A 15,700-nucleotide genomic window follows, 5' to 3' on the forward strand; every position below is an offset into this window, starting at 1 on the left:
ATGTCGACAGCCGCAGTACTGCGGGCCCGCTTCCCGAGGGCGATTGCGAACTTCAATCGCTACGCCGGCTCGGTCACCCGGGGACTCGATGAATCGGGGCGCCTGGCGTGGTTCATTCTGACCAGCCTCGGACAGTCGGGTCACGCGCTGCGTTACTACCGCAAAGAGATTCTGCGGCTGATCGCCCAGATCGGCATGGGTACCGGCGCGATGGCCGTCGTCGGCGGTACCGCCGCGATCGTCGGCTTCGTGACGCTCTCCGGTAGCTCGCTGATCGCCATCCAGGGTTTTGCGTCCCTGGGAAACATTGGTGCGGAGGCGTTCACAGGGTTCTTCTCCGCACTGGTCAACGTGCGTATCGCCGGTCCCGTGGTGACCGGGGTCGCGCTGGCGGCCACCGTCGGCGCCGGCGCGACGGCCGAGCTGGGAGCCATGCGGATCAGCGAGGAGATCGATGCCCTGGAGGTGATGGGCATCAAGTCCATTTCCTACCTGGCGTCCACTCGCATCATGGCCGGCCTGGTGGTGATCATCCCGCTGTATGCGTTGGCGATGATCATGTCGTTCTTCTCCCCGCAGATGGTCACGACGGTGCTCTACGGACAGTCGTCGGGCACCTACGAGCACTACTTCCGGACGTTCCTGCGTCCCGACGACGTCTTCTGGTCATTCTTGGAGGCCATCATCATCGCGGCGATCGTCATGGTCACGCACTGCTACTACGGCTACAACGCCGGCGGTGGACCGGTGGGTGTGGGCGAGGCGGTGGGGCGCTCGATGCGTTTCTCACTGGTCTCGGTCAATGTTGTTGTTTTGTGTGCCGCGTTGGCGCTCTACGGCGTCAACCCCAACTTCGCACTGACGGTGTAGCGCCATGACAAAACCGGGCAAGCTCAACAAGGTCAACGAACCGCCGTACAAGATCGCGGGCATCGCCCTGTTCTTGGTCGGCCTGCTTATCTTGTCCTTGGTCTACCTCCAGTTCCGTGGCGACTTCGATCGCAAGGTCAAGCTGACCATGTTCTCCGAGCGCGTGGGCCTGGTGATGGATCCGGGCTCGAAGGTCACCTACAACGGGGTCCAGATCGGGCGAGTCGACACCATCTCGGAGATCACCAGGGACGGCAAGCCGGCAGCAAAATTCGTCTTGAACGTCTATCCGCGATACCTGCCGCTGATACCGGAAAACGTGGACGCGCAGATCAAGGCGACCACGGTGTTCGGTGGCAAGTACGTGTCACTGACAACGCCGGAACATCCGTCGAACAAGAAGCTTTCGGCCCACAGCGTCATCAACGCCTCGGCGGTGACCACCGAAATCAACACCTTGTTCGAGACCCTGACCTCGATCTCCGAAAAGGTGGACCCGGTCAAGCTGAACCTGACGCTGAGCGCCGCCGCGGAAGCCCTCACCGGACTGGGTAACCGGTTCGGCGAGGCGATCGCCAACGGCAACGAGATCCTCGACGACATCAATCCGCAGATGCCTCAGGCTCGGCGCGACATCCAACAGTTGGCGGCCCTGGGTGACGTGTACGCCGACGCCGCACCGGATTTGTTCGACTTTCTCAACAACTCCGTGCCGACCGCACGCACCATCAATGCTCAGCAGCACGACTTGGACGCGGCGTTGTTGGCGGCGGTCGGATTCGGCAACACCGGCGCGGACGTCTTCGAGCGGGGTGGACCCTATCTGGCGCGCGGCGCCGCCGACCTGGTGCCAAGCGCCCAGCTGCTGGATACCTACAGCCCGGAGTTGTTCTGCACCCTGCGCAACTACCACGACGTCGAGCCGCAGGCCTACAAGTTCCTGGGCGGCAACGGCTACTCGCTGAACAGCCACACGACGCCGCTCTCCGCGTTGGGAATGATGCTCAACCCCGCCTCACTTGTGCCCCTGCTGATCTCGCAGGTCGGTGGCCTGGCTGCCGGTCTGGTCGGCGGGGCGCCCAACCCCTACATCTATCCCGAGAACCTGCCACGGGTGAATGCACACGGCGGGCCTGGGGGTGCGCCGGGCTGCTGGCAGGGCATCACCCATGACTTCTGGCCCGCGCCGGAGCTGGTCATGGACACCGGCAACAGTCTTGCGCCCTACAACCACTTGGAGACCGGTTCGCCCTTCGTACTGGAATATGTCTGGGGTCGTCAAGTAGGGGATTACACGATCAACCCATGAAAATCACCGGTACTGCAATCAGACTCGGCATCTTCTCGTTGGTGCTGATGCTCTTCAGCGTGATGATCATCATCGTGTTCGGTCAGATCCGCTTTGACCGTACGTATGCGTACTCGGCCGAGTTCAGCAATGCCAGTGGTCTGCGGCCGGGCCAGTTTGTTCGCGCCTCCGGGGTCGAGATCGGCAAGGTGAAGTCGGTATCGCTGATCGACGGCGGCAAACGGGTGCGGGTGAATTTCGACGTCGACCGATCGGTGCCGCTGTACCAGTCGACGAGCGCGCAGATCCGCTACCTCGACCTGATCGGCAATCGCTACCTCGAGCTCAAACGCGGCGAGGGCGACGGCTCGGATCGGATCATGCCGCCGGGTGGCTTCATCCCGTTGTCGCGGACCTCGCCGGCGCTGGACCTTGACGCCCTGATCGGTGGTTTCAAGCCGGTGTTCCGGGCGCTGGACCCCGACAAGGTCAACACCATCGCCTCGGCCCTGGTCACCGTATTTCAGGGGCAAGGCGGCACCATCAACGACATTCTCGACCAAACCGCTCAGCTGACTTCGCAGCTTGCCGAGCGCGACCAGGCGATCGGTGAGGTGATCAAGAACCTCAACACCGTCCTGGCCGCGACCGTGCGGCATCGCAAGGACTTCGATCAGACGGTCAACAACCTCGAGGTGCTGATCACCGGGCTCAACGAGCACCGCGACGATCTTTCCGGTGGCATCGCGCATGTCAGCAACGCGGCCGGAACCGTGGCCGACCTATTGGGTGAGGACCGTGCGCTGCTACACAAGACGGTCAACTACCTGGACGCCGTTCAGCAGCCGCTGATCGACCAGCGCCAAGAGCTCGCCGACTTCCTGCACAAGGTGCCGACGGCATTGAACATGATTGGGCGCGCGATCGGGTCCTATGGAGACTTCGTGAACTTCTACTCCTGCGACATCAGCCTCAAGATCAACGGGCTGCAGCCTGGTGGGCCCGTCCGAACGGTTCGACTTTTCTCGCAACCGACGGGTAGGTGCGCACCGCAATGAGGACACTAGAACCCCCCAACCGGCTTCGCATCGGGCTCATGGGCATCGTCGTGATGCTCGTGGTCGTCGGCGTGGGTCAGAGCTTCACCAGCGTGCCGATGATTTTCGCCAGGCCGAGCTACTACGGGCAGTTCACCGACTCCGGCGGAATCAACAACGGCGACAAGGTACGCATCGCCGGGCTGGACGTCGGCAAGGTCGAGGGCCTGCGGATCGACGGTGACCACATCGTCATGAAGTTCTCGATCGGCACCAACACCATCGGCACCGATAGCCGGCTGTCGATCCGTACCGACACGATTCTGGGTAAGAAGGTCGTCGAGATCGAGGCGCGCGGCAACCAGCCGCTGCGGCCGGGTGGCACGCTGCCGCTGGGCCAGAGCACCACGCCGTACCAGATCTACGACGCATTCTTCGACGTCACCCGGGCCGCCACCGGCTGGGACATCGACACGGTCAAGAAGTCGCTGCACGTGTTGTCGGAGACGATCGATCAGACCTATCCGCACCTGAGTTCCGCGCTCGACGGTGTCGCCAAGTTCTCCGACACGCTGGGTAAGCGCGACGACGAGCTCAAGCACCTGCTCGCCCAGGCCAACCAAGTGGCTAGCGTCCTCGGGGACCGCAGCGCGCAGGTCGACCGGCTGCTGGTGAACGCGAAGACTCTGCTGGTCGCCTTCAACGAACGTGGCCGCGCGATCGACGCGCTGCTGGGGAACATCGCATCGTTTTCAGCGCAGGTTCAGGGGCTGATCAACGACAACCCCAACCTCAATCACGTGCTTGAACAACTGCGCACGGTCAGCGACGTCCTGATCGAACGCAAAGAAGATCTCGCCAAGGGCCTCGAGATGGTCGGCGCATTCCTGCCATCGCTGAACGAGTCCATCGCGTCGGGCCCGTTCTTCAAGGTCGTCATTCACAACCTGGTCCCGGGCCAGATCCTGCAGCCGTTCATCGATGCAGCGTTCAAGAAGCGTGGCCTGTCCCCAGAGGACTTCTGGCGCAGTGCTGGGCTGCCGGAGTACCGGTTCCCCGACCCCAACGGCACTCGGTTCCCCAACGGCGCTCCGCCCCCGGGACCTCGGGTGCTCGAAGGTACCCCGGACCACCCGCTTCCCGCGGTGCCACCCGGATCGCCCTGCTCGTACACGCCGGCCGCCGACGCGCTGCCCCGGCCGGACAACCCGCTGCCCTGCGCGGGCGTGCTGGAAGGTCCGTTCGGTGGGTTCGGCTTCCCGGCTCCGTTGGACGGTGTCGAGTCGTCACCGCCGAATCCGAACGGCCTGCCGCCGACGCCGGGTATTCCGATCGCCGGGCGGCCGGGCGAACCCGCGCCGGATGCTCCCGGTACCCCGGTGCCGTTGCCGCCGGATGCGCCGCCAGGTGCCCGCACCGAGCCGGTCGGACCGGCCGGGCCGACGCCACCCCCGTCAACGTTCGCTCCCGGGCTGCCGCAGGGTCCGCCCGCACCGCCTGGGCCCGGGCCGCAGCTGCCCGACCCGTACATCACCCCAGGTGGCACGGGAGGTAGTGGTGCGACGGGAGGTAGCCAGAATTGAGCACCATCTTTGACATCCGCAACATCCGGCTACCCAAGGTTTCCCGGGCGACCGTCATCATCGGGTCCCTGGTGTTGGTGCTCGGCCTGGTTGCCGCGTTCGTCGGCTTGAAGCTGTATCAGAAGCTGACCAACAACACCGTGGTCGCCTACTTCCCGAGTGCGAATGCCCTCTACCCGGGGGACAAGGTCCAGATCATGGGCCTGCAGGTAGGCAAGATCGACAACATCGAGCCGGCCGGCGACAAGATGAAGGTCACCTTCCACTACCAGAACAAGTACAAGGTGCCGGCCAACGCCTCCGCGGTGATCCTCAACCCGACCCTGGTCGCATCGCGCACCATCCAGTTGGAGCCGCCCTACAAGGGTGGCCCGGTGCTGGCCGACAACGCGGTGATCCCGCTGGAACGCACCCAGGTGCCCGTTGAGTGGGATGAGCTGCGCAACAGCATCACCAACATCATCGACAAGCTGGGCCCCACCAAGGATCAGCCGACCGGGCCGTTTGGCGAGGTTCTCGAATCCTTCGCGAACGGCTTGGAGGGCAAAGGCAAGCAGATCAACACCGCGCTGGACAGCCTGTCGCGGGCATTGACCGCGCTGAACGAAGGCCGTGGCGACTTCTTCGCGGTGGTGCGCAGCCTGGCGCTGTTCGTCAACGCGCTGCACCAGGACGACAAACAGTTCGTGGCGCTGAACCAGAACCTCGCCGACGTCACCGGCCGGCTGGTGGGCTACGACCGCGACCTGTCCAATGCGCTGCAGCAGTTCGACAGCCTGCTGTCGACGGTGCGGCCGTTCCTGGACAAGAACCGCGAAGTGCTGACCTACGACGTCAACAACCTGGCCGAAGCGACCAACACTCTCCTGCAACCTGACCCGTTGAACGGTCTGGAGACGGCGTTGCACGTGCTTCCCACGGCCGCGTCGAACGTGAACCAGATCTACCACCCGGCGCACGGTTCGGTTGTCGCCGTACCGGAAATCACGTCCTTCGCGAACCCGATGCAGTTCGTCTGCAGCTCGATTCAGGCCGGCAGCCGGCTCGGCTACCAGGAGTCCGCCGAGCTGTGTGCGCAGTATCTGGCGCCCGTGCTGGATGCGATCAAGTTCAACTACTTCCCGTTCGGGTTGAACGCGTTCAACACCGCCGAGGTGCTGCCCAAGCAGGTCGCCTACTCCGAGCCCCGGCTGCAGCCGCCGAACGGGTACAAGGACACGACCGTTCCGGGCATCTGGGTGCCGGACACTCCGCTGTCGCACCGCAACACCCAACCCGGCTGGATCGTCGCTCCCGGAATGCAGGGCCAGCAGGTCGGGCCGATCACGGCGGGCCTGATGACTCCCGAGTCGCTTTCCGAGCTGATGGGTGGGCCCGACATCGAGCCCGTTCAGTCGACCCTGCAGACACCGCCCGGACCGCCCAACGCCTACGACGAGTACCCGGTGCTGCCGCCGATCGGCTTGCAGGCTCCGGTACCAATACAGCCACCGCCGCCGGGTCCGGAAGTGATCCCAGGTCCCGTCGCCCCGACACCGGCGCCCGGACCGGCACCGGCACCAGTTGGAGCACCTTTGCCCGCTGAGGCAGGGGCAGGACAGTGAGGTGCGGCGTGAGCGTGATGGGTGCGATCGGTAAGTCGAAGCAATCGGCCGCCAGACGCGGTGTAGGCGCGATGCGCGCGGTATCGCGCCGGGCCTGGCAGGGCCTGGCACTGCTGATGGTGGCGCTGGTCCTGAGCTCCTGTGGCTGGCGTGGCATCTCCAATGTCGCGATCCCGGGTGCGCCGGGGACCGGCAAGGGGTCTTACACCGTTTATGTGCAGGTGCCCGACACCCTGGCGATCAACGGCAACAGCAAGGTGATGGTTGCCGACGTGCCCGTCGGGTCGATTCGCAACATCCAGCTCAAGAATTGGGTGGCGACCCTGACGTTGGGCATCGACCAGGGCGTCAAGCTGCCCAAGAACGCGCTCGCCAAGATCGGCCAGACCAGTTTGCTGGGTTCCCAGCACGTTGAGCTGGCCGCACCGCCCAACCCGTCGTCGCAGCTACTCAAGAACGGCGACACCATCCCGCTGAAGAATTCCTCGGCGTACCCCAATACCGAGCAAACGCTGGCCAGCATCTCGCTGATCCTGCGCGGCGGCGGCATCCCCAACCTGGAAGTGCTGCAAAACGAGGTCTACGACATCTTCCACGGGCGCGGCGATCAGATCCGGGGCTTCCTCACCAGGCTTGACACCTTCACGCGGCAGCTCAACGAACAACGCGATGACATCACTCGCGCCATCGACTCCACCAACCGACTGATGGCCTACGTGGGTGGCCGGGCCGACGTGGTGGATCGCGCGCTGACCGATCTGCCGCCGCTGATCAAGCATTTCGCTGACACCCGCGATCTGCTGATCAACGCCGTGAACTCGGTGGGACAGCTCAGCGACGTCACCGGCCGCTACCTGTCGGAGGTACGGGGCAACCTGCACACCGATCTGCAGTCGTTGCAGTGTCCGCTCAAGGAACTCGGTCGCGGCTCGCAGTACCTGATCGGGGCCCTGAAGCTGATCCTCACCCAGCCGTTCGACATCGACGCCGTGCCGAAGATCTTCCGCGGTGACTATCAGAACGTCTCGGCCACCCTGGACGTCACGTTCAGCGCCATGGACAACGCGGTGCTCACCGGTACCGGCTTCTCCGGCGCGCTGCGCGCCCTGGAGCAGTCGTTCGGCCGTGACCCGGAGACGATGATTCCCGACGTCCGGTACACCCCGAACCCGAACGACGCACCCGGCGGTCCGCTGGTGGAAAGGGGTGACAGGCAGTGCTGACTCCATTCATCAAGCGCCAGCTGATCATGTTCGGGACGCTGACCGTCCTGTCGCTGCTGGTCCTGGGCGTCTACTACTTGCAGATCCCGGCGTTGCTGGGGGTGGGGCGCTACCCGCTCAAGGCCGAGTTGCCGGCCTCGGGTGGTTTGTATCCCACGGCCAACGTCACCTATCGCGGCATCACGATCGGCAAGGTGACCGGCGTCGAACCCACGGCAACCGGTGTCGAAGCCACGATGAGCATCGACAGCCGCTACAAGATCCCGGTCGACGCTTCCGCCAACGTGCATTCGGTGTCGGCGGTCGGCGAACAGTACCTGGACCTGGTGTCCACCGGCGCCCCCGCGAAGTTCCTCTCGCCCGGGCAGACCATCACCAAGGGAACGGTACCCAGCGAAATCGGTCCTGCGCTGGACACCGCGAACCGCGGGCTCGAGGTGCTGCCGGCAGACAAGATCCCGGTGCTGCTCGATGAGACCGCGCAAGCGGTCGGCGGCTTGGGGCCCGCCCTGCAGCGGCTGGTCGACGCCACGCAGGCGATCGTCGGGGACTTCCACACCCAGATCAACGACGTCAACGACATCATCCAGAACTCGGGCCCGATCCTGGACAGTCAGGTCAACTCGGGCGATGCGATCTCGCGCTGGGCACACAACCTCAACGTCCTGGCCACCCAGACGGCCGAGCGGGACCAGAACGTGAAGAGCATTCTTACTCAAGCCGCGCCCACCGCCGACCAGCTCAACTCGGTCTTCAGCGACGTGCGCGACTCGCTGCCGCAGACGTTGGCGAACCTGGAAGTGGTGTTTGACCTGCTCAAGCGCTACCACAAGGGCCTGGAGCAGGTGCTGGTATTCCTGCCCCAGGGTGCCTCGATCACCCAGACGGTGGCCGCGCCCTTCCCGAACATGGCCGCCCTGGACATGGCGCTGGCGATCAACCAGCCACCACCCTGTCTGACCGGCTTCATCCCGGCCGAGCAGTGGCGTTCCTTCGCCGACACCAGCCTGCAGCCGCTGCCTAAGGGCACCTACTGCAAGATTCCGATGGACACGCCGGCCAACAGTGTGCGCGGCTCCCGCAACATCCCGTGTGTGGACGTCCCCGGCAAGCGGGCAGCGACCCCGCGTGAGTGCCGTGACCCCAAGCCGTACGTCCCGGCGGGTACCAACCCGTGGTACGGCGACCCCAACCAGCTGCTGACCTGCCCGGCGCCCGGCGCGCGCTGCGACCAGCCGGTTAAGCCCGGCCTGGTGGCGCAGGCGCCATCGGTGAACAACGGGATGAACCCGGCACCGGCGGACAAGCTGCCTCCGGGCGGAACGCCACCTCCGATCAGCGATCCGCTGCAGCGACCGGGATCGGGTACGGTGCAGTGCAACGGCCAGCAGCCCAACCCGTGTGTCTACACTCCGGGCCCCCCGACGGCTGTCTACAGTCCCCAGAGCGGTGAACTGGTAGGGCCCGACGGAGTCAAATACTCCGTCGAAAACTCGACCAAAACAGGAGACGACGGATGGAAGGAGATGTTGGCGCCAGCCGGCTGAACCCCACCGACGCGGATGATTCGTTGCGTACCGAGGCGACAGCTGAGGATTCGTCGGAATCTGAGGCCGAAGCCGTACAGATCAGTCACGACGTGACGACCGAGGATTCAGCGGAATCCGAGGCCGCACCGGATTCGACTGAACAACCGGAACCCGAGGCCGCGGCCGAACCCGAGGCCTCGGCCGGTTCGCACGACGCTGCCCAAGAGCAAGCCGAGGACACCGAGCAGTCCGGCGATGGCCAGGCTGTCGAGCCCGGTGTCGAGCGCAGACCTTCGCGGCTGGGGCGGGGCTGGCTGGTGGGCATCAGCGCGGTCCTGCTGTTGGCCGCCGGTGGCATCGGCGCCGGCGACTACCTGGCGCTGCGTTCGCACCAGGAGAGCCAGGTGATTGCGCGCAACGATGCGGCGGCCCTGGAAGCGGCGAAGGATTGTGTCGCGGCTACCCAGGCCCCCGACACCAGCGCCATGGCCGCCAGTGAACAGAAGATCATCGATTGCGGCACCGATCAGTACCGCTCTCAGGCCGTGCTCTACAGCAGCATGCTGGTGCAGGCCTACCAGGCCGCCAACGTGCACGTGCAACTGACCGACATGCGTGCAGCCGTTGAGCGCAACAACCCGGACGGCTCGGTGGACGTGCTGGTCGCGCTGCGCGTCAAGATGTCCAACGATCAGGACCAGAATCAGGAGACCGGCTACCGGCTGCGGGTGCGGATGACGCCCACCGAAGGGCAGTACAAGATCTCCAAGCTTGATCAGGTGGCGAAGTGACGGTGGTGGTCGACAAGATCGAGACCACGGACGTCGTCGCAGAGTTACCCCAGAAGGTTCTTGCCCCCTGGCATCTGCGGCTGGGAGCCTTCGCCGTCGACGTGCTGTCCGGTGCCGCCGTGGTGGCCACGTTGGGGCTGGTCGCCGAGACTGTGCCGCCGGACAGCGTCTGGTGGTGGGTGTGCGTCTCCCTTCTGGCGCTGGTCGTTTTGGTCATGGCGGCCAACCGGCTGCTGCTGCCGCCGATCCTCGGCTGGAGCTTGGGACGGGCCCTGTGCGGAATCACGGTGGTGCGCCGCGACAGCCACGACGGCGATGATGCCCTCGGACCGTGGCTGCTGCTGGTCAGAGACCTGGCTCACCTGCTGGATACCCTTCCGCTGTTGATCGGGTGGCTGTGGCCGTTGTGGGACTCTCGGCGGCGCACGTTCGCCGACCTGCTGCTACGCACCGAGGTTCGCTACCGCGATCCCGAGCAGCGCCCGGCCCACGTCAGGCAGTGGACGGTGGCGGCGTTGCTCACCGCCGCGGCGCTGTGCGTCGGCGGCTCCGCGCTGAGCTACGGTCTGGTCTACGCCAGAGACCAGGCGACCGATCAAACCCGCGCGGAGATCGCGACGCAGGGGCCGAAGATCGTCGCACAGATGCTGACCTACGACCCGAGCACGCTGCAAGAGGACTTCGCCCGCGCCCGGTCGCTGACCACCGACAAGTACCGCGAGCAGTTGGCCGTTCAGCAGGAGACCGTGGCCAAGGGACACCCCGTCCTCAACGAGTATTGGGTGACCGACAGCTCGATACAGGCGGCGACGCCCGATCACGCCACCATGTTGATGTTCATGCAGGGCCGTCGAGGCAGCCCACCCGAGATCCGCTACATCAGCGCAACCGTGCGGGTGAGCTTCGCCAAAGACGGGGCCAACCAGTGGCGGGTGGACGATCTCACCGTCCTGACCAAGCCCAAACCCCCTGGGAATGGGAAATGAGTCCGCGGCGCAAGTTTGTTCCCGGCGAGGCCTCGTTACTGGTCGCGTCCTATCCGGAGGTGCCGAAACGACAGTGGGGGCTGTCACTGGCGGCCACCGCCGCCGCCGTGCTGATGGCGGCGGCGATCACCGTGTGCAGTCTGATGTTCGCCTCGCACGTCACGCGCTACCACGCCGCCAGGAAAGACCATGAGGTGGTCAACTCGGTGAAGTCGTTCATGAGCGAGTTCACCTCCGTCGATCCGTATCACGCCAACGAGTACATCGAGGGCATACTGGCGCACGCGACCGGCGATTTCGCCAAGCAGTACCGCGAAAAGGCGAACGAGATCCTGATACAGATCGCCCGTGCCGAGCCGGCCACCGGCACCGTGCTGGATGCCGGCGTGGAGCGGTGGAATGACGATGGCAGCGCCAACGTGCTGGTGGCTACCGAGGTGACCTCCAAGTCACCGGATGGCAAACAGGTCTTTGAGAACACGAATCGCTGGGCTGCCACGGCAAAGTGGGAAGGGAATCAGTGGAAGATCAGCAACCTGCTGCAGGTGATCTGACCGACGCCGTCTCCGACGGCGAGACCGAGGCTGCTGCCGCGGCATCCGACGACGAAGCTCAACCGGACGAGGCCGTCCAGACGCCGGCCGCCGGGGCCGAGCCCGCCGAGAGGGCCGCTGACGACGAGGCCACGACCGATTCCGTGGAGGACACGGGCGAAGCCAGCGCCGACTCCACCGACCCGGATACGGATGCGGAAGCGGATGGCGCGAAGGGCAAGGCCGCGGCCCGCCCCAAGAGACTGACCGGCCGCCGGCTAGCGGCGGTGGGCGCGGCGATCACTGCGCTGCTCTTTGTGGGTTCCGCGGCATTCGCGGGTGCCGCCGTGCAGCCCTACCTGGCCGATCGGGCGGTGGTGGCGATCAAGCTCAACGTGGCCCGCACCGCCGCGAACGCGATCACCACGTTGTGGACCTACAACCCCGAGAACATGGACGGCCTGCCCGATCGCGCCGCGACCTATCTCAGTGGCGACTTCGGAGCCCAGTACCGCAAGTTCGTCGACACCATCGTGGCGCCCAACAAGCAGGCCAAGATCACCAACAACACCGAGGTCACCGGGGTAGCGGTGGAATCGCTGGATGGCCCGAACGCCATCGCGATTGTCTACACCAACACCACGACGACCAGCCCGCTCACCAAGAACATCCCGTCGATGAAGTACCTGTCCTATCGGCTGATCATGAAGCGGGACCGGTCCCGGTGGTTCGTGACCCGGATGACGACCATCACCTCACTGGACCTGACACCGCGCGTCTAGTCCACCCGCGGCGGACCGACGGCCGACGGTGAACGTGAACGTGACGGCCAGGTGCTGGAGCGGCGGGCTAGTTGAACGCGAGCCAGCTGGGCAGCGCCCGCTCGTGCGAATCGCACAGGACCTGGCGGGTGTCACACGAGCCTTTCGGTGCTCCCGCCCCGGCCCACATGCCCCCGGTGTCGCGGCGCAACACGATCGCGGACGACCCACCGCCGTCGAGCAGGATGGCAGTGTCGCTGCCCAGGCCTCGGAACAGGTCCTGGATGTTGTCCGGGGTGTAGCTGCCGCCCTCAAAGATGTACATCTCGTCTTTCGGCTTGGAGTAGGCAAGGGCCGTCCGCGCCGCACTAGGGCCGCCGTCGTGCAGCTGTCCGATATCGCCGGGGGACAGCAGGCCGATGCCCGCGACCGCGACGAATTTCGCATTCTTGTTGAGCAGATCCTGGATCACCGGGGTGGCGAGGTCGTAGTCCTGCCTACCCTTGGGGCGCAACACATATGGTGCGCCGCCGACCGGAATGATCATGGTCGTCAGGGACGTCCAAACCTCATTTCCGCCGGACAGTCCCTGCTTGCCCGCGTAGGCGACGGTGCCGGTCACGGCCTGGTTGGCGCGTCCCATCCCGTGGGTGTTGTCCACGAAGGCGCCCAGCGGCGAACTGCAACCGGTGGTCCGCCACGAACCGCCCTTCTGCCCCCGCACGTCGAAGAAATTGGCGTTGATGGCAATAGTCGGCTGTCCCATCCGCTGCCACGCCTGAAGCGGCGGGTAGATCTCCGACGCCTGCCATAGCCCTTCGCTGGTGCGGGCCCCCGGGTTGCGCTCGCAGCGGGCCTGGTCGCCGGTGTGCGTGTCAACCAACAGATGCGGCTGCAACCGCTGCGACGCATTCTTGATGATCATCAGATGCCCGCCATTGTTCATCTCATACCAATGGCCGGCCCCGTTGAGCAGCGGCATGGGATGGCCACCGCCGAAGTTGTAGACCAGATAGGAGCCCCGGGTGGTGGCAATGGCGTGCTCGAGCATCTCGCGTCCGTCAGCGGCGCGGGCCAGCGGCCGTCCTGTGGTGGTGGCCAACGTCGCGCACACCGCCAGGACGGCAAAGCAGGCCGTGAGTCGGCGCAGGCTGGCAAATGCCGTCAGCACGAGGTAGCCCTTTCGGCCCAGGTCGAGGAGCAACCCCCCTAGCATCAGACACATCCGCCCCATTGTCAACAAAAATCACAGCGGGGTGACGGCACGGCCGCACCCTAATTACGTTTCCTCGCTTGAGCTTTCAGTTGAATCACGGTCGCGGGCGCGCTCCTTGGCCTGATGCTGCGCTTGGTGCTCCGCCGCAATCGCCATCTCCACCGCGCCGGGAATCCGGTGGAAGCCCTTGCGGTCATAGAGGTGGGTGGTGAGGCCACCTAGCAACAGGCCGATGACCAGGCCGATCGCCGTCATCAACAGCGCGTGCGACAACCCGGACTCCGGTTGACCGTTGAGATACAACAGCGATCGCACGCCCAGAAATACCTGGTGCATCGGCTCGAATTTGGCCAGCCAGCGGAAGAACGGCGGCACCGCCTCCAGTGGGACCGTGGCGCCGGCCGACGGCAGGCCGAGGATGACAAAGACCAGCATGCTGGCCAGCAGGCCCATGGAGCCCAGCACCGCGATCAGCGAACTGGACGTCACGCCCACCGCGGTGATCGCGAACACCCCGTATAGCCATAACTTCCAGCCCGCCGGAATGGGCATGCCGAGCCCATGGGCGATGGCCATATAGACCGCCGAGGTGAGCAATGCCAGCACCGTCATCAATCCCCACTTGAGCAACAGGGTGCGGAATCGCGAGATGTTGACCTGCTCGGCGAAGCGGTAGACGGGGCCGAACTCGGCCGGCACGTATCCCAGCAGTGAGTCCACCAAGGTGCTCACCATGATGCTGCCTGTGAAGCCGGCCAGCAGCAGCAACAGCGCGTAGTAGAAGGCCGACAAGCCGTTGCCGGTCCCGTTGGGCAGCGGATTGTACACGGTGGTCTTGACGTCGATGGGGCTGGCCGGCCCGAGCGCCGATGCGCCGGACAGTGGCGCGCCGCCGGTCTGCGCCGCCACCTCGGCCGTAACACGTTCGCCGACTTTGCTATTGGCGGCCGCCATCGCCTGCGTCAGGGTATGGCCGGCGATGCTGGCGCCCAGGGTGCCGGCACGCGGATTGGTGGAGATGGTGATCACGGGCCGGTCGGTGGAACCGGGCTGGACCGCGCTTACCGCGAAGTCGCGCAGCTGGGAGGAGAAGGTCGGCGGTATTACCGCCGAGCCGTAGACCTGGGCCCGGTCCAGCAGCCGCTGGGCCTGTTCGTGGTCGACCACCCGGACATCGAATTTGTTCTTGTCCAATCCGGCGACGATGCCGTCGACAATCTGCTTGCCGGCGGGCCCGGCGTCCTCGTTGACCAAGGCGATGGGGAACTGGCGCAGATTGGTGGTCGGATTCAGGATTCCGCCCAGGTACAGCGCCGCCAGCGCGGACATCAAGGCCAGGGTGATGACGACCGGCGCCGTCCAGAACCGCACGGTCCGAAGCGACTTGATACTTCGCTTGGGGTTCGGCGCCGCATGGCGCGGCTGCGATTGAGACATGTGGGCTCCTGTCTGTCGTGCCCACTCTATGTGGCCTTGCTGGATATCCTCAGCTGCCCAGGATCGAGCGCATCTCCCAGATCAGTACCTCCGCGGGCGCATGCGCGCTCAGGCGCGGGGCTTCGACGTCGGTGAAGCGGACCGCATCTCCGGTGCTCACATCACCGAATGATTCCAGTCCGAGCCGTCCCCGGGCAACGAATAAGTGCAGGTAGGAGGCCGACGGCAGGTCGATGGTGTCGCCCGGGCGCAACCGCGCGCAATGCAGCGCGGCGTGGCGGTTGTGCAGGGTGATCGCCGCGTCCTGGCCGGGGATACCCGAGGCGACGGTGACCAGGCCGCCGTCGAACAGCCGGTGATCGATTCCACGCTGTTGGTAGCTCGGTGTGATGCCCGTCTCGTCGGGCGCGACCCACATCTGCACGAAATGCACCGGCTGTGACTGCGAATCGTTGGTCTCCGAATGCAGGATGCCGCTGCCCGCCGACATGCGTTGGGCCAGGCCGGGATAGATCACGCCGTGGTTGCCTGTGGAGTCCCGGTGTGTCAGTTCGCCTTCGAGTACCCAAGTCACGATCTCCATGTCCCGATGCGGGTGCGTGTCGAAGCCGCTTCGGGGTTGCACCACGTCATCGTTGCTGACCAGCAGCAAGCCGTGGTGGGTGTTGTCGGGGTCGTAGTGGTCGCCGAACGAGAACGAATGTCTGGACGTCAGCCAGGATGTGGTGGTGACGGCTCGGTCGGCCGCGCGCCTAATCTGCACGGTGGCGGGCATGGTCTCCACATTAATCCGGTACAGGGGCCCCGCGCGTGCGCCCCGCGTCGTGCGTCGAATCACTTTG

Annotated in this window: 14 protein-coding genes; 11 read left to right on the forward strand and 3 right to left on the reverse strand. The window is 65.2% G+C overall.

Translation table 11 applies throughout. From position 1 onward, the window contains the following. The 11 genes from MPSD_RS02585 to MPSD_RS02635 all read left to right on the forward strand — a co-directional run bounded on the left by MPSD_RS02585 (position 1) and on the right by MPSD_RS02635 (position 12,226). On the forward strand, positions 1-870 hold the full coding sequence (locus MPSD_RS02585; protein WP_086085143.1) for an MlaE family ABC transporter permease: 870 nt from the start codon (positions 1-3) through the stop codon (positions 868-870). Positions 871-874: 4 nt separating this feature from the next. Further along, positions 875-2,179, forward strand: coding sequence for an MCE family protein (locus MPSD_RS02590; protein WP_086085142.1), 1,305 nt, complete (start codon positions 875-877; stop codon positions 2,177-2,179). Then, on the forward strand, positions 2,176-3,216 hold the full coding sequence (locus MPSD_RS02595; RefSeq protein WP_015354180.1) for a virulence factor Mce family protein: 1,041 nt from the start codon (positions 2,176-2,178) through the stop codon (positions 3,214-3,216). Before MPSD_RS02590 ends, MPSD_RS02595 begins: the two co-directional genes overlap by 4 nt. Continuing rightward, the gene (locus MPSD_RS02600) at positions 3,213-4,778 is read left to right on the forward strand and encodes a virulence factor Mce family protein (RefSeq protein WP_036426986.1); all 1,566 of its coding nucleotides are present in this window, start codon (positions 3,213-3,215) and stop codon (positions 4,776-4,778) included. Before MPSD_RS02595 ends, MPSD_RS02600 begins: the two co-directional genes overlap by 4 nt. Beyond that, a complete protein-coding gene (locus tag MPSD_RS02605; RefSeq protein ID WP_020785087.1) occupies positions 4,775-6,382 on the forward strand; it encodes a virulence factor Mce family protein in 1,608 nt (535 codons plus the stop codon). Before MPSD_RS02600 ends, MPSD_RS02605 begins: the two co-directional genes overlap by 4 nt. Before the next feature lie 71 nt (positions 6,383-6,453). Continuing rightward, a complete protein-coding gene (locus MPSD_RS02610; protein ID WP_086085144.1) occupies positions 6,454-7,605 on the forward strand; it encodes a virulence factor Mce family protein in 1,152 nt (383 codons plus the stop codon). Beyond that, positions 7,599-9,152 (forward strand): MCE family protein, encoded by a 1,554-nt coding sequence (locus MPSD_RS02615; RefSeq protein WP_086085141.1) that lies wholly within the window; start codon positions 7,599-7,601, stop codon positions 9,150-9,152. The genes MPSD_RS02610 and MPSD_RS02615 overlap by 7 nt, the downstream gene beginning before the upstream one ends. Continuing rightward, positions 9,122-9,925: an Mce protein gene (locus MPSD_RS02620; protein ID WP_086085140.1), complete on the forward strand. Its 804-nt coding sequence runs from the start codon at positions 9,122-9,124 to the stop codon at positions 9,923-9,925. The genes MPSD_RS02615 and MPSD_RS02620 overlap by 31 nt, the downstream gene beginning before the upstream one ends. Continuing rightward, positions 9,922-10,911: an RDD family protein gene (locus MPSD_RS02625; protein WP_012392398.1), complete on the forward strand. Its 990-nt coding sequence runs from the start codon at positions 9,922-9,924 to the stop codon at positions 10,909-10,911. Before MPSD_RS02620 ends, MPSD_RS02625 begins: the two co-directional genes overlap by 4 nt. Then, a complete protein-coding gene (locus tag MPSD_RS02630; RefSeq protein WP_020785083.1) occupies positions 10,908-11,465 on the forward strand; it encodes a hypothetical protein in 558 nt (185 codons plus the stop codon). The genes MPSD_RS02625 and MPSD_RS02630 overlap by 4 nt, the downstream gene beginning before the upstream one ends. Further along, positions 11,432-12,226, forward strand: a complete 795-nt coding sequence (locus tag MPSD_RS02635) for a hypothetical protein (protein ID WP_020785082.1) — start codon at positions 11,432-11,434, stop codon at positions 12,224-12,226. Before MPSD_RS02630 ends, MPSD_RS02635 begins: the two co-directional genes overlap by 34 nt. Before the next feature lie 67 nt (positions 12,227-12,293). Here the strand turns inward: MPSD_RS02635 and MPSD_RS02640 are convergent, their stop codons facing one another. From MPSD_RS02640 to MPSD_RS02650, 3 genes are all read right to left on the reverse strand, one after another. Further along, a complete protein-coding gene (locus MPSD_RS02640; RefSeq protein ID WP_015354187.1) occupies positions 12,294-13,421 on the reverse strand; it encodes a phosphodiester glycosidase family protein in 1,128 nt (375 codons plus the stop codon). 63 nt (positions 13,422-13,484) lie between these two features. Beyond that, complete coding sequence (locus tag MPSD_RS02645) at positions 13,485-14,858, reverse strand: YhgE/Pip domain-containing protein (protein ID WP_036425905.1); 1,374 nt, start codon at positions 14,856-14,858, stop codon at positions 13,485-13,487. Positions 14,859-14,907: 49 nt separating this feature from the next. Next, entirely contained in the window at positions 14,908-15,633 is a 726-nt protein-coding gene (locus tag MPSD_RS02650; RefSeq protein WP_036426983.1) for a pirin family protein, read from the reverse strand. Positions 15,634-15,700: the final 67 nt, after the last annotated feature.

It is taken from the genome of Mycobacterium pseudoshottsii JCM 15466, from assembly GCF_003584745.1.
Taxonomy (GTDB): domain Bacteria; phylum Actinomycetota; class Actinomycetes; order Mycobacteriales; family Mycobacteriaceae; genus Mycobacterium; species Mycobacterium marinum.

Coding starts and splice junctions, on each gene's coding strand:
- MPSD_RS02650 (WP_036426983.1), bottom strand. CDS start 15,633: ATGCCCGCCACCGTGCAGATTAGGCGCGCGGCCGACCGAGCCGTCACC.
- MPSD_RS02630 (WP_020785083.1), top strand. CDS start 10,908: ATGAGTCCGCGGCGCAAGTTTGTTCCCGGCGAGGCCTCGTTACTGGTC.
- MPSD_RS02610 (WP_086085144.1), top strand. CDS start 6,454: ATGCGCGCGGTATCGCGCCGGGCCTGGCAGGGCCTGGCACTGCTGATG.
- MPSD_RS02585 (WP_086085143.1), top strand. CDS start 1: ATGTCGACAGCCGCAGTACTGCGGGCCCGCTTCCCGAGGGCGATTGCG.
- MPSD_RS02640 (WP_015354187.1), bottom strand. CDS start 13,421: ATGCTAGGGGGGTTGCTCCTCGACCTGGGCCGAAAGGGCTACCTCGTG.
- MPSD_RS02645 (WP_036425905.1), bottom strand. CDS start 14,858: ATGTCTCAATCGCAGCCGCGCCATGCGGCGCCGAACCCCAAGCGAAGT.
- MPSD_RS02620 (WP_086085140.1), top strand. CDS start 9,122: ATGGAAGGAGATGTTGGCGCCAGCCGGCTGAACCCCACCGACGCGGAT.
- MPSD_RS02595 (WP_015354180.1), top strand. CDS start 2,176: ATGAAAATCACCGGTACTGCAATCAGACTCGGCATCTTCTCGTTGGTG.
- MPSD_RS02600 (WP_036426986.1), top strand. CDS start 3,213: ATGAGGACACTAGAACCCCCCAACCGGCTTCGCATCGGGCTCATGGGC.
- MPSD_RS02590 (WP_086085142.1), top strand. CDS start 875: ATGACAAAACCGGGCAAGCTCAACAAGGTCAACGAACCGCCGTACAAG.